The sequence below is a fragment of the Pseudoalteromonas sp. MTN2-4 genome, assembly GCF_042848605.1.
GTDB lineage: Bacteria > Pseudomonadota > Gammaproteobacteria > Enterobacterales > Alteromonadaceae > Pseudoalteromonas.
The window spans coordinates 1015146-1028490 of sequence record NZ_BTGK01000001.1 but is presented as its reverse complement, the minus strand read 5'-3'; the positions used below and the strand labels follow the sequence as shown (position 1 = coordinate 1028490).

The 13345-nt window shown below is 42.8% G+C and carries 11 protein-coding genes; 9 read left to right on the top strand and 2 right to left on the bottom strand.

All coding sequences use genetic code 11. From position 1 onward, the window contains the following. Positions 1 to 2 precede the first annotated feature (2 nt). Positions 3 to 2333 carry a DUF2357 domain-containing protein gene (locus tag ACGHEH_RS04900; RefSeq protein WP_390442290.1) on the top strand — a complete coding sequence of 777 codons (2331 nt, stop codon included), beginning with the start codon at positions 3 to 5 and terminating at the stop codon, positions 2331 to 2333. A gap of 49 nt (positions 2334 to 2382) precedes the next feature. On the opposite strand, the gene ACGHEH_RS04895 is transcribed toward ACGHEH_RS04900, so the two are convergent. Further along, a complete protein-coding gene (locus tag ACGHEH_RS04895) occupies positions 2383 to 3258 on the bottom strand; it encodes a YicC/YloC family endoribonuclease (protein ID WP_390442288.1) in 876 nt (291 codons plus the stop codon). A 202-nt stretch (positions 3259 to 3460) separates the two neighbouring features. Here ACGHEH_RS04895 and rph point away from each other — a divergent pair, with 202 nt between their 5' ends. The 7 genes from rph to ACGHEH_RS04860 all read left to right on the top strand — a co-directional run bounded on the left by rph (position 3461) and on the right by ACGHEH_RS04860 (position 9518). Then, positions 3461 to 4174 carry a ribonuclease PH gene (rph, locus tag ACGHEH_RS04890; protein WP_058031002.1) on the top strand — a complete coding sequence of 238 codons (714 nt, stop codon included), beginning with the start codon at positions 3461 to 3463 and terminating at the stop codon, positions 4172 to 4174. A gap of 21 nt (positions 4175 to 4195) precedes the next feature. Then, positions 4196 to 4840, top strand: coding sequence for an orotate phosphoribosyltransferase (gene pyrE, locus ACGHEH_RS04885; protein ID WP_058031001.1), 645 nt, complete (start codon positions 4196 to 4198; stop codon positions 4838 to 4840). A gap of 293 nt (positions 4841 to 5133) precedes the next feature. Next, the gene (gene mpl / locus ACGHEH_RS04880) at positions 5134 to 6501 is read left to right on the top strand and encodes a UDP-N-acetylmuramate:L-alanyl-gamma-D-glutamyl-meso-diaminopimelate ligase (protein WP_390442284.1); all 1368 of its coding nucleotides are present in this window, start codon (positions 5134 to 5136) and stop codon (positions 6499 to 6501) included. A 30-nt stretch (positions 6502 to 6531) separates the two neighbouring features. Beyond that, the gene (locus ACGHEH_RS04875; protein ID WP_390442281.1) at positions 6532 to 7155 is read left to right on the top strand and encodes a flavin prenyltransferase UbiX; all 624 of its coding nucleotides are present in this window, start codon (positions 6532 to 6534) and stop codon (positions 7153 to 7155) included. 1 nt (position 7156) lies between these two features. After that, positions 7157 to 8077, top strand: coding sequence for an ATP-binding cassette domain-containing protein (locus tag ACGHEH_RS04870; RefSeq protein WP_390442278.1), 921 nt, complete (start codon positions 7157 to 7159; stop codon positions 8075 to 8077). After that, positions 8074 to 8847: an ABC transporter permease gene (locus ACGHEH_RS04865; RefSeq protein WP_138477977.1), complete on the top strand. Its 774-nt coding sequence runs from the start codon at positions 8074 to 8076 to the stop codon at positions 8845 to 8847. The genes ACGHEH_RS04870 and ACGHEH_RS04865 overlap by 4 nt, the downstream gene beginning before the upstream one ends. Next, positions 8847 to 9518 carry a tRNA (guanine(46)-N(7))-methyltransferase TrmB gene (locus tag ACGHEH_RS04860; RefSeq protein WP_390442275.1) on the top strand — a complete coding sequence of 224 codons (672 nt, stop codon included), beginning with the start codon at positions 8847 to 8849 and terminating at the stop codon, positions 9516 to 9518. The genes ACGHEH_RS04865 and ACGHEH_RS04860 overlap by 1 nt, the downstream gene beginning before the upstream one ends. 63 nt (positions 9519 to 9581) lie before the next feature. On the opposite strand, the gene ACGHEH_RS04855 is transcribed toward ACGHEH_RS04860, so the two are convergent. Next, entirely contained in the window at positions 9582 to 11459 is a 1878-nt protein-coding gene (locus ACGHEH_RS04855) for an EAL domain-containing protein (RefSeq protein WP_390442272.1), read from the bottom strand. A 259-nt stretch (positions 11460 to 11718) separates the two neighbouring features. Between ACGHEH_RS04855 and panP the strand changes: the two genes are divergently transcribed. After that, entirely contained in the window at positions 11719 to 13344 is a 1626-nt protein-coding gene (gene panP / locus ACGHEH_RS04850; RefSeq protein ID WP_390442270.1) for a pyridoxal-dependent aspartate 1-decarboxylase PanP, read from the top strand. Position 13345: the final 1 nt, after the last annotated feature.

Genomic DNA, 13345 nt, shown 5'->3' with positions numbered 1-13345 from the left:
AGATGGCTTACACAGAACGAGAGATAATTACCTACTCGCACGATGATTTTGATATTTTTATTACCAGCGACAAGCTTGGAGCGCTGCGTAATAAATTAGCCAACACCTATGAATACCGTGGGTTAAATGCACCGCATGGTTGTTTTGTTTTTTTAGATGAAAAGCCATTTAGTTGTTTAGATGGCGGTGTACTAGAACAGGTGTTTTTCTTTGAGAACAAGGCTTATTGGGTAGAAATAGAATTCAAAGACAGCGTAAATCCGCAGTCAACGAACATCACCCATAAATATCGATTACTTGAACAAAGTTTTTCAAAAAGCCCTAGACGTAATGCGTTACAAGCTATGCTGAATTTTGGTAATGATGTTGGCCGCTGTGAGCTCACAATCGAATACAGTAAAGGTGAAGAGATATTTTCGTCTAGCCTTTGTTTTACTGTGTTCGCGACTAAGATGATCATTGAGCATGATTTGCAGCTAATGAATCAAAAGCTTGATGAAATATACCCTCTTTGGCGTTATGCAGTTTCGGGAAAAACCACGCAGCAGCATACAAAATCAAGTAACAAACGGGCGCATTTTGAGTTATTTTGGCTCGCACAATTTGAACGTTTGGTTGAGCAATTTAACCGTGCGGTTAAACACATTTTAGTATCGCCTCATAACCGATTACAGTCTACTTCACGCTCAATTGGCCTTGATCGACTTAAAGGTGCGTTGTCTGTCAAAAAACAAGAAAAGGCAAACGAACTGATTGCTTCTAAACGTGCCAATGTAAAAATTGCGGTGACATCACAAAAGTTGGCATTAGATACGCCTGAAAATCGGTTTGTTAAGTATATTTTGCAGCAGACTAAAAGTAAGCTGACACATATTTTAGGTTTTTATGCTGGTAAAGAGAGTAACTTTTCTGAGTCGTTTTTACTTCATTTACAGAGTTGGCAACACTCAGTTGAGTGCGCATTAAAACATTCGATGTGGCGAGAAGTAGGGAAATTCGAGGGCTTAGCATCGAGCTCTAAAGTATTGCAGCAGGCGAATGGTTATGCGAAGGTTTATCAGATTTGGCAACAGCTAAAATATTATCTTGAGCAATCCCGAGGCGATGCAAACTTAGCGGTAAAATCAGTTGCTGAAGTTTATGAGGTTTGGTGTTTTACCGAAGTACTTTCCTTGGTTAAAGTGTTGGGTTTTGTTGAATTAACTCAAACAGCTAGAGAGATTAAACATCGACAATTTATAAACGACAATCCGAAGGATGAAATGGCATCTGCTTTCGAGTTGGTTCGTCATTGCGATGGGATGCGATTGGAAATCGCGCATGAGCCAAAGTTTAATCCCAAAGGGGATGCAAACCGCACATGGTTAGGAACTCACAAACCCGATATTGTGATCCGCGCTACACTAGCGAATAATGAATCCTTTTTTATACTATTTGATGCCAAATATCGTATTGATAGTCAGCAGTTTAAAAACATGGATGGTGTACCTATCGATGCAATCAACCAGATGCACCGCTATCGGGACGCAATCATTCATCAAACCAAGCACCAGTTTGAAGCCCCATCAAAAAGTCGCCCAGTAAAAGGCGCGTTTGCGTTGTACCCTGGCTTTTTTACTGATCAAAATGTACAAAATAACCCATATTCTGATGCCATTAACGAAATTGGCATTGGTGCGTTTGCATTGTTACCAAGTGGAGTGGCAGAGCAGCAGCATAATGTTTGGTTGAAGCAATACCTAGAAAATGCTTTAGGCGCCCCTAAAAAAGGTCATAACTATGCTAGTTCTAGCAATGTAGATTACTATTTTATAGAAGACACCGCGCGTATTGCTCCATATGGTGTTAATCCAATACGACATTTTGGCTTGACAATGGTGGCACCTATTAACGAACTTGGTAGAACCAATCAGTACCTAATGCAAGCCAGAATAGGGCAATTAGCAGGGTACCATACGCAGCTAGTAGCAACGAACAGGCAAAATGTTCATCGCAATATTATTCGGGAAATTCGTTATTGTGTTTTGACTGTTCGAGATGCAGAAAATGATACTGAACAATATGGGCGTTACCTGTACCGCGTCAAACATGTGAAGTTATTACCTCGGAACCAAATTGACTTTTCAATTTCTGGAAAAGATAGCCAAGAAACACACTTCTATTGGCAGTTTGAGTTTTACCCTGAGCCTTTGAAATTAAATAAACCAATTAGTAAGACGTATGAAGAACATTTTGAATTTAAACTGTTAAAAGCGGAGCAACTTTCTTTAATTAACTCTTGGCAAGATATAAATGGTGAGCTGCAAGTGTATGCTGAATTAGTGAGTAGCTGAAATAGATTGAGGTATAGCCTTATTACTTAGACTATACCCCAGATGAGTGTTACTCAATATTCTGGATCTGCTCGCGCATCTGTTCAATTAACACTTTAAGTTCAACCGCTGCATTGGTGATCTCTGTGTTGATTGACTTTGACGCTAGGGTGTTTGATTCACGGTTAAACTCTTGCATCATAAAGTCTAAGCGACGGCCACATGCGCCACCTTTCTTTAAGATCTTGTTTGTTTCTTTAACGTGAGACTTCAAACGGTCTAGCTCTTCAGCGACGTCTTGTTTTTGTGCAAGGTAAATAAGTTCTTGCTCAAGGCGGCCTTCGTCGATGTCTGTTTTAAGTTCATCTAAACGGCTAGTTAGCTTGTCGCGCTGCCATTTAGCCACTTCTGGCATATGACCTTCAACAATCGCCACTTGATCGATGATGGCATCAAGGCGTGTCGTGATCATGGTTTCAAGGTTTTCACCTTCACTTGCGCGCGCGGCTTTGAAATCTTCAACCAGTAAATCAAAACCAGCAAGTAGCTCGCTGTTTACTGTGTCTAAATCGATTTCTTCGGCTTCCATTACGCCCGGCCAACGTAAAATATCAACTGGGTTAATGGTGCTTACCGCTTGGTCGCCATTGCTTTGCGACTGAACCCACTGGGCACTTTTAATTAGCTGTTGTGCCAGAGTTTCGTTGATAGACAATTCGCCAACATGGGCTGGGTTGGCTGCAAACTTTAAGAATACTTCAACCTTGCCGCGTTGTAGGTGCTTGCGAAGGCGTTCGCGTATTACCGGCTCCATACCGCGAAATTGTTCAGGTGCTCGGATAAAGGTTTCTAGGTAACGCTGATTAACTGAGCGGATTTCCCAAACCCCTGTGCCCCATTCACCTTTAACTTCTCGGCGTGCGTAGGCGGTCATACTGTGGATCATGTAAAGATTCCTAAAATCATAAAATTAAAACCGATGGCATTATAGCCACAGGGCTGGTCAGTTTGAAGTGCAATTTCTGCCCAGTCACAAAATCATCATTTTTGTTGAGAGTAAGTTATAGCTCGAATTAACACAAATGTCCGTGGCAAGATAACGCATGACCCTTTATAATATTGAAAATTTTGAATATAGGGGAACGTGGATGCGTCCAAGTGAAAGAACAGCAAATCAAATTAGGCCTGTGACCTTTACCCGTAACTATACTATGCACGCCGAAGGCTCTGTGCTGGTTGAGTTCGGCAACACAAAAGTACTTTGTACAGCAACGGTTGAAGCCGGTGTACCTCGCTTTATGAAAGGCCAAGGTAAAGGTTGGATCACAGCTGAATACGGTATGTTGCCACGTTCTACTCATACGCGTAATAACCGCGAAGCAGCGAAAGGCAAGCAAGGCGGCCGCACAATGGAAATTCAACGCTTAATCGCGCGCGCGCTTCGTGCAGCGGTTGATTTAAAAGCGCTTGGCGAAAACACCATTACAATTGATTGCGATGTGCTTCAGGCTGACGGTGGTACGCGTACGGCATCTATCAGCGGTGCATGTGTGGCATTGGTTGATGCGCTGACTAACATGCGTGCGAAAGGCATGATCAACAATAACCCGCTGAAGTTTATGATTGCAGCAATTTCTGTGGGTGTTTACAAAGGCCAAGCGATTTCTGATCTTGAATACCTAGAAGATTCAGAAGCTGAAACTGACATGAATGTGATCATGACAGAAACAGGCAAGCTGATTGAAGTACAAGGTACAGCTGAGGGCGAACCGTTCTCATTTGAAGAATTAGATGAGCTGCTAGGTTTGGCGAAGCATTCAATCCGCGAAATCATCGATATTCAAAAACAAGCATTGGCATAATTTAAGTAGGGTTAAGTTGACATGAAAGCATATCAAAAAGAGTTTATTGAGTTTGCTCTAGAGAAGCAGGTATTAAAGTTTGGTGAGTTCACTTTAAAATCTGGCCGTACTAGCCCTTATTTCTTTAACGCGGGTCTGTTCAATACAGGTCGTGATCTGGCGCGTTTAGGTCGTTTTTATGCAGCTGCACTTGAAGATGCTGGCATTGAATATGACTTACTATTTGGCCCTGCGTACAAAGGTATTCCAATTGCAACAACGACTGCAGTTGCACTGGCTGATCACTACAACAAAGACGTACCGTATTGCTTTAACCGTAAAGAAGCAAAAACCCACGGTGAAGGCGGCAGCTTAGTAGGTTCACCACTTGAAGGTCGTATCATGTTAGTTGATGACGTGATCACAGCGGGTACTGCAATTCGTGAATCAATGGAAATCATTGCTGCAGCAGGTGCTGATCTTTCAGGTGTTTTAATTGCCTTAGACCGTCAGGAAAAAGGTAAAGCTGAATTATCTGCAATTCAAGAAGTTGAACGTGATTTTGGTACACAAGTGGTATCAATCGTGAAACTTGCTGACCTAATTACTTACCTAGAAGAGCAAGGCTCAATGGGCGAGCATTTAGAAGCAGTTAAGGCGTACCGCGACCAGTACGGCGTAGCCTAATACTCGTCGTCTTTCGTATCGTACGGGTGTTGGCTTCACATATATCGCCCAATCACATAGGAAATCTATGCTCATGGGTCTCATATGTTTGCCGCCTACGTACAATACGAAATACTTAGAGTTTGAACCTGTTCTATGTGCTGTTATAAATGCGTTTGTTTGAGAGAATAGGTACAAATATAAGATAGAAGATGCCAGTCTAAGACTGGCATTTTTTTTATTCATTTTGCCCACATTAAGTTTAAATAAAGTAATATGGCAAACCATATATTCTTCACCCAAGGTCTTGGTTTATGAGCAACAACAATAATAAACACATTCATATTTTAGGTATTTGCGGCACATTTATGGGCGGCATTGCGGCCATTGCTCAGTCTTTGGGTTATAAAGTGACAGGCTCAGACCAAAACGTTTATCCACCTATGAGTACTCAGCTTGAAGAGTTAGGTATTGAGCTCACTCAAGGTTACGATCCTAAACAGCTAAATCCAGTGCCTGATATGGTGGTGATTGGTAATGCCATGAGCCGTGGTAATGCATGCGTTGAGTATGTGTTAGAGCAAGGCTTAAATTACACTTCAGGCCCTGAGTGGCTAAAGAATCATTTACTGCGCGACAGCTGGGTGCTTGCTGTGGCGGGCACACACGGTAAAACCACAACGGCGAGTATGTTGGCCTGGGTTTTAGAATACGCAGGTTTGCGCCCTGGTTTTTTAATTGGTGGCATAGTGCAAAACTTTGGGGTGTCGGCACGCGTGAGTGATACGCCGTTTTTTGTGATTGAAGCTGACGAATACGACACAGCCTTTTTTGATAAACGCAGTAAGTTTGTACATTACCTGCCTCGTACGCTGATCATGAACAATCTGGAATTTGATCATGCTGATATCTTTGCGGATCTAAACGCCATTCAAACGCAATTCCATCATCTTATTCGCACTTTACCGGGTAAAGGCAAAGCCATTTATCCGGCAGATGATATTGCCTTGCAAGAGGTGGTTGAGCGCGGCTTTTGGAGTGAACAAGAAACTTTAAAAGGCGATTGGGATTATCACTTACTCTCAGCTGACGGCTCGCAATTTGAAGTACTTTTACACGGTGAAGTACAAGGGGTTGTGAAGTGGGACGCAATTGGTGAGCACAATGTGAAAAACGCCATGATGACCATTGCCGCAGCACGCCATGTGGGCATTCCAGTAGATGTGTCGATTGATGCCTTAGCTGAGTTTATATCACCAAAACGCCGCATGGAGTTGATCGGTGAAGTAGCTGGTATTCGTATTTACGACGACTTTGCACATCACCCAACTGCAATTAAAACCACTTTGGCAGGCTTAAAAGCCAAAGTAGGCAGTGATGAGGTCGTTGCTATTTTAGAGCCTCGTTCTAACACCATGAAAATGGGCGTACACAAACAAACCTTGTTGGCGTCACTTGAACAAGCTGATAAAGCATATTTATTCGAACCTGAAGGGTTAGACTGGTCGCTGAAGGCCCAAGCCCAAGAAGCAGGGCGAGAGTGCGATAGCACGATTGAGTCTATTATTGAGAAGGTGTGTGCAAATGCACAAGCTGGTCAGCATATTCTTATCATGAGTAATGGTGGTTTTGCGGGTATCCATAAAAAATTATTGGCAGCGTTGCAGGCTAAATTTAGCTAGGTTGCCAACGTCGAGCTTAAAGGTTTAAAAATGAAACAGTATAAAGAGGCCATCACTCTGGCTTTTAGTGGCGCATCGGGCGCACCCTATGGTCTTCGTCTACTCGAAGTGCTGGTGGCAATGAACTACCAAGTCTATGTGCTTATTTCGAGCGCTGCGCGTGTGGTGCTTGATACCGAATCGAACATAAAGTTGTCTGGCAATGAGCAAAAATGTACTGAACAGTTAAGTGAGCTGGTAAAAGCTGGGCCTGAGCAAGTAAAAGTATTTGGTAAAGATAACTGGTTTAGCCCAGTGGCTTCTGGTTCGGCGGCACCGAAAAAAATGGTGGTTTGCCCATGTAGCGCTGGTTCTGTATCGGCGATTGCGGTAGGCGCATCGGATAACCTATTAGAACGTGCGGCTGATGTGGTGATTAAAGAGCGTGGGCAACTGATTTTAGTACCGCGCGAAACGCCATTTAGCTCAATTCACTTAGAAAATATGCACAAGCTGAGTCAGATGGGCGTGACCATCATGCCTGCGGCTCCGGGTTTTTATCATAAGCCTGAATCAATCGAAGATCTTGTCGACTTTATGGTGGCGCGAATTTTAGACCACCTTAATATCGAACATACACTCACTAAACGTTGGGGTTATGGAGACCACAAATAACATGACCATCGCATTAAATATTCAAGGCTTACGCAAAGTCTATAAAAATGGCGTCGAGGCGGTAAAAGGTATCGACTTGCAAGTAGAGCAGGGCGATTTTTTCGCGCTGCTTGGCCCTAATGGTGCAGGTAAATCAACCACCATTGGCGTCATCTCATCATTGGTAAATAAAACCGCAGGCACAGTTGAAGTTTTTGGTCATTCAATTGATACAAAACTGGAAGACGCGAAACAAGAACTAGGTCTTGTACCGCAAGAGTTTAACTTTTCCCAGTTCGAAACTCTGAACCAAATTTTAGTGAACCAAGCGGGTTACTATGGTGTGCCACGTAAACTTGCCCATGAGCGTGCCGAGAAATATTTAAAAAAGCTGGGCCTGTTCGATAAGAAAGACAAGCAAGCGCGTACGCTTTCGGGTGGTATGAAACGTCGCTTGATGATTGCGCGCGCATTAATGCACGAACCTAAGTTGCTTATTTTAGATGAGCCAACCGCGGGTGTAGACATTGAACTACGTCGCTCAATGTGGGATTTCTTACGTGAAATCAACGAGCAGGGGGTAACGATTATTCTGACAACTCACTACCTTGAAGAGGCGGAGTTATTGTGTAAAAACATCGCCATCATCGACCAAGGTACGATTGTTGAAAACACCACAATCAAAGCTTTACTTGCTAAGTTAGACAAAGAAACCTTTGTGCTCGACTTACAGTCACCTGTGAAGCCCGTTATCTTAGAGGGTTATGAGTTCGTTATGAGTGACGACCACACATTAGAGGTTGAAGTGGCAAAATCTCAAGGGTTAAACGAGGTGTTTTCACAGTTATCAGCGCAAGGTAATACTGTGCTGAGTATGCGAAATAAAGCCAACCGATTAGAAGAATTGTTTGTAAGTTTACTAGAGCAGGGGCGTGAAGCATGAGTTTAAGTCGTTATTCAGTCGCGTTAAAAAGTATTTGGATAAAAGAATGTATCCGCTTTTTACGTATTTGGGTGCAAACCTTAGTGCCACCTGCGATCACCATGACGCTGTATTTTGTGATCTTCGGTAGTTTAATCGGCTCGCGCATTGGCGAGATGGGCGGCTTTAGCTATATGGAGTTTATTGTTCCTGGTTTGATCATGATGTCGGTGATCACCAACTCCTATTCAAATGTGGCATCAAGCTTCTATTCGACTAAATTCCAAAAGAGCATTGAAGAGCTGTTAGTTGCACCTGTGCCAAATTACATTATTGTGCTTGGTTACATGGGCGGCGGTATGGCTCGTGGCATGCTAGTAGGTTTAATCGTCACAATTGTGTCTTTGTTTTTCGTTGATATTCAAATTCATAATGTGTTTGTGATCATTGCCACTGTGGTACTGACATCGGCGGTTTTTGCGTTAGGTGGCCTTATCAACGCCGTTTATGCAAACAGCTTTGATGACATCAGTATTATCCCAACGTTTGTCCTGACGCCACTGACATACTTAGGTGGGGTATTTTACTCTATCACGCTGTTGCCTGAGTTTTGGCAAGGTGTGTCGCAAGCAAACCCGATCATTTATATGGTGAACGCATTTAGATTTGGCTTTTTAGGTGTGTCAGATGTCAGTATTTACACCTCATTTGCGGTATTATTAGTGCTAATTACTGGTTTATTTATTACGGCACTGACATTAATTCGCCGTGGGATAGGGTTACGTCACTGATGAGCGAAGCAAATTCGAGAAGCATTGTTTCAAACCAACTTGGGCTACATGAAAAGCTCGATGAAATAGTACAAAAACACCTAGCGGCAGAGTTTAAAAAGCCCATTGCCGAACATACGCAAAAAGCGTTTGATGAGGTCAATGAAAAGGTTCAGGCTTTTAACGGACCTTTGATTTTAGACTCATGCTGCGGAGTAGGTGAAAGCACCGCCAACTTAGCTAAGCTGCACCCAGATGCCTTGGTGATTGGTATCGATAAGTCGTCGCATCGCTTAGATAAACATGATGTGGAATATAAGCAAACTGAATCAGGGCACTATATTTTAGTTCAGGCTGATTTAAACGACTTTTGGCGCCTTGCGCTAGAAGCTGGTTGGCAGCCAACGCATCATTATTTGTTATATCCAAACCCTTGGCCTAAAGCCAAGCATATTGGTAGACGTTGGCATGGTGCCCCCGTCTTCCCATTTATTGTGAAGCTAGGCGGTATCTTAGAAGTGCGCTCTAATTGGGATATTTACGTTAAAGAGTTTGCACGAGCGTTAGAATTAGCTGGCCACCCAGTTGCCGTTGAAGCTTATGAGAGTGACACTGCCATCACGCCGTTTGAGCGTAAATACTGGGCAAGCGGGCAATCTAGCACGCGTTTAAAGTTAGATTTTTCGCGCTAAAGCCTGTTTTCAAACTCATTAAAAAAGGGCTATCTAGCCCTTTTTTACATTGGGCCCAAAGGTCTATGCACTCGCCTGATATGTCGCATGCTCTTCTGGGCATTTGATATGTGGCGTAGCCTTGCCAATATAACTCCCTTGTAAGTAAGTAACACCAGCCGCACTGAGTAGTTCGTACTGTATTTCGGTTTCTACATTACCGACGATCAAGTGCATTTCTCTATCTTTACATAAACACGCTAAATGCTCGATAAAAGACAGGACTTGTTCATCACTTTCTAGGTGCGTTGAAATGGCGTCATCGAGCTTGATGGCATCAATGCTGAGTTTCATCACTCTACTGACGGTCAACAAACCACTGCTCACTGAGTTCACCAAGATTTTCACGCCTTTACTCTTTAATATATTGATGGCAACCGCCATAGCATTAAAGTTATCTAGAATATCTTGTTCATCAAGTTCGAAGGTGATTAAGCTTGGTTGCGGGTAGCGACGCAGCTCTTGTGTAATGAAATCAATTAATTGTGGATCAGAGGCATCTTGGTAGCTTAATCCAATCGACCAAGCGGTACGAGATTTTCTAAAGCGAGTTATACATTGAGAAAAAATATGTCGCGTGAGCTGCCCTTCCATGCGGGACTGTTTCACCACCTCAGAAAAAGCGTTGTCGGTAATGATACCGCCTTGCTCATCGAGTACACGGGCATTACATAAATACTGGCATATATTGTCATGGTTCGGCGCGCAGCGCGGGGTAAAATAAACAACCACACGATTTTGAGAAAAGGCATCGTTAAGTGTTTTAGCCATTGCGAGGCGAGCATGTTGCAACTGTTTAGCTTCATGCTTATCAATACTGTAAATACACACTAACTCTTTTTGCTGAACCGCTTGTCGACAAGCAACATAGGCGTTTTCTAACAGTAAAGATTTATTCCCTTCCGCTATGCCTGCATTAAGCTGAACATAAAGGTGGGGCCGATTTAATACGGGGGAGCTTGCAGGAAACTGTTGTACTAAATTACTTAAAAAATGCTCGCCACGTTCACTGTCACAAAACAACACTAACTTTGATGTTGCGAGTCGGTAAACATACACAGAGTTAGACTGAGTAGCAAAGTAACCCATTACTTTGTTCATGACCTGATCGCCCACATTCGCCCCGTAAAAACTGACGATATTTTCTAGCTCATGTATTTCTACAATGGCAAGACTTAAGTGCTCACTTTTGTGTTGTTTAATGTCATGCTCAAGGGCAATGCGATTACCAAACCCTGTACGTGGATCGGTGGTGAGTGATTTGCGATATAGGATAAAGTAAAAGCTAGCCACCAACACTGCAATTAAAAAGAAAAAGCTACCACTGAGAATGGCACGCGTAACGCTGGCATTGAGCTGCGCTTGCACAGAATCCATAGTTATGTCAGCACCCACCAGGTAAGTTTTACCTGTATTGCTTATATAGGGCACAAGAATTGTTTTAAATCGCCCCCATTGGTCTTCTGAAATCTCAAATACAGGCTCAGTAGAGCGAAAAGCACTTTTGTTTGTGACTGTTGCTTCAGGGTAAGGGTCTAAAAAGCGAGTAAGCATGTTAGCTTGCACATCTTCTTTGGTGTAGCTTGATGAAGTAAAAAGTACAAAAGGCTGTTCATACAGCATGCTGTAGACGTACTCGACATTGAGCGTATCAGCCAAAAGCGAAAGTTGTTTGCTTAAACGTTGGTATTGTTCAGGTTGAATTGCAGCTAAATCATCATGATATTGTTCACCAATCAAAAGCTGTGCACTTTTAGCTGCATGTAGTAAGCGTTCATCAATATCACTAATAATGGCTGTACGTGTTGTTTCGTAGGTGTAATAAACGTAACCCACTAAGCAAGTTAGAAATATAAAGAAGCCTGCAAAGAGAATATTTGCTGGCGAGGTCCTTCTGATCATTGTTAGTCCTTATTCTAAAAAGCAAAAAAAGCTTTGAAGAGTGATCATTATTTTCACAAATATTAGGCAAATATCTGACTTAAGTCCACTTCAAGATTACGTCTTTTACACTAGTATAGAAAGCGCGTTTAAGTTTTATAGGCGCAAAACGAGACTTTAATGAAAACTTAAAGTACAGTTAGCGGTTTAGTCATATAAGAATTATAAGGCCAATGAGGATATTTACGTCCATCGTTGGTTTGTTTAACTAGGTAGAAACATGGGTCCTAAGCGTTGTGCTGTAGCTTCTGATGAAACTTTAATGCGTATATTTACGGTGCCGGAAGCGCCAGATTCAACTTTAAGCAAGATTGAACTGGAAATCTCCAATAATTTGGTGGGCTTTTTAAACGAGAATATTGCTGCAATTGAAAAACCTTTGCACGAAGTGGAAAAAGATTTTCAGTTGGCTGCTATTCCAGAACAGCCTATGTTTGTATCTGACTATGCTCAAGATATTATGGAACAGCTGGTTGCGCATTCAGTGCATACGGCTTCCCCGAGCTTTATTGGGCATATGACATCAGCGTTGCCGCATTTTGTTTTACCCTTGTCAAAACTCATGGTGGGGTTAAATCAGAACCTAGTAAAAATCGAAACCTCGAAAGCATTTACACCATTAGAGCGTCAAGTATTAGGTATGATGCATCACCTTGCTTACGGTGCCGATGAATCTTTCTATAGCAAATGGATGCACAGTGCAAAAACGTCGTTAGGAGCGTTTTGTTCAGGTGGAACCGTTGCCAATATTACTGCACTTTGGATCGCCCGAAATCGCTTATTAAAACCACAAGGTGACTTTAAAGGCATTAATAGCCAAGGTCTGGTTGCAGCTATGATGCATTATGGCTACAAAGGCTTGGCGGTTTTAGTGTCTGAACGAGGACACTACTCACTCGGTAAAGCCGCTGATGTTCTAGGTATTGGCCGCGACAATTTTATTGCCGTTAAGACCAGTGATAATAACAAGGTTGATGTTCAGGCCATGCGTGAGAAAGCGTTAGAGCTTGAAGCGCAAGGTATTAAGGTCATGGCATTAGTGGGGGTTGCTGGCACAACGGAGACAGGTAACATCGACCCATTATATGAGATGGCTGATCTAGCTCAAGAGCTAAACTGTCACTTCCATGTTGATGCAGCTTGGGGTGGCGCCACCTTATTGTCGAGCAATGCGCGTCCATTATTAGCAGGCATTGAGCGTGCGGATTCAATTACCATTGATGCGCACAAACAAATGTATGTGCCTATGGGCGCAGGTATGGTGCTGTTTAAAGATCCGCATGCCACAGATGCCATCGAACATCACGCTGAATATATTCTTCGTAAGGGCTCTAAAGATTTAGGGAGTCATACGCTAGAGGGAAGCCGTCCAGGCATGGCGATGCTGGTGCATGCCTGTTTGCGTGTGATTGGTCGTAAAGGCTATGAAATGCTGATCGATAAGGGCATTGCGAAAGCAAAGTACTTTGCCGAGCTTATCAAACAAGATGAAGATTTTGAGTTGGTTTCAGAGCCTGAATTATGTTTGTTAACTTACCGTTATGTACCTAAGGCAATTAAGCAGGCAATTGCCAATGCGAATGAAGACGAGAAAATCGACATTTATGCTGCATTAAACCGATTCACTGCAAGCATGCAAAAGCGTCAGCGTGAAGCTGGGCGCTCATTTGTCTCTCGTACACGCCTTACGCCAGCACAATACGATAATCAGCCTACGGTTGTTTTCAGAGTGGTATTAGCCAACCCATTAACCTCTGAAGCTATGCTTAAAGAAATTCTAGACGAGCAAAAGCAATTGGCGAAAACAGACCCTATCTTTAAAAAGTACTTAGCTAAGTATATTTAAC

What these genes read in the sequence shown, in the direction of transcription:
- ACGHEH_RS04860 (WP_390442275.1), top strand. Translation starts at nt 8,847, where the DNA reads ATGAGCGAAGCAAATTCGAGAAGCATTGTTTCAAACCAACTTGGGCTA.
- ACGHEH_RS04870 (WP_390442278.1), top strand. Translation starts at nt 7,157, where the DNA reads ATGACCATCGCATTAAATATTCAAGGCTTACGCAAAGTCTATAAAAAT.
- ACGHEH_RS04875 (WP_390442281.1), top strand. Translation starts at nt 6,532, where the DNA reads ATGAAACAGTATAAAGAGGCCATCACTCTGGCTTTTAGTGGCGCATCG.
- ACGHEH_RS04895 (WP_390442288.1), bottom strand. Translation starts at nt 3,258, where the DNA reads ATGATCCACAGTATGACCGCCTACGCACGCCGAGAAGTTAAAGGTGAA.
- ACGHEH_RS04855 (WP_390442272.1), bottom strand. Translation starts at nt 11,459, where the DNA reads ATGATCAGAAGGACCTCGCCAGCAAATATTCTCTTTGCAGGCTTCTTT.
- ACGHEH_RS04900 (WP_390442290.1), top strand. Translation starts at nt 3, where the DNA reads ATGGCTTACACAGAACGAGAGATAATTACCTACTCGCACGATGATTTT.
- rph (WP_058031002.1), top strand. Translation starts at nt 3,461, where the DNA reads ATGCGTCCAAGTGAAAGAACAGCAAATCAAATTAGGCCTGTGACCTTT.
- ACGHEH_RS04865 (WP_138477977.1), top strand. Translation starts at nt 8,074, where the DNA reads ATGAGTTTAAGTCGTTATTCAGTCGCGTTAAAAAGTATTTGGATAAAA.
- mpl (WP_390442284.1), top strand. Translation starts at nt 5,134, where the DNA reads ATGAGCAACAACAATAATAAACACATTCATATTTTAGGTATTTGCGGC.
- panP (WP_390442270.1), top strand. Translation starts at nt 11,719, where the DNA reads ATGGGTCCTAAGCGTTGTGCTGTAGCTTCTGATGAAACTTTAATGCGT.
- pyrE (WP_058031001.1), top strand. Translation starts at nt 4,196, where the DNA reads ATGAAAGCATATCAAAAAGAGTTTATTGAGTTTGCTCTAGAGAAGCAG.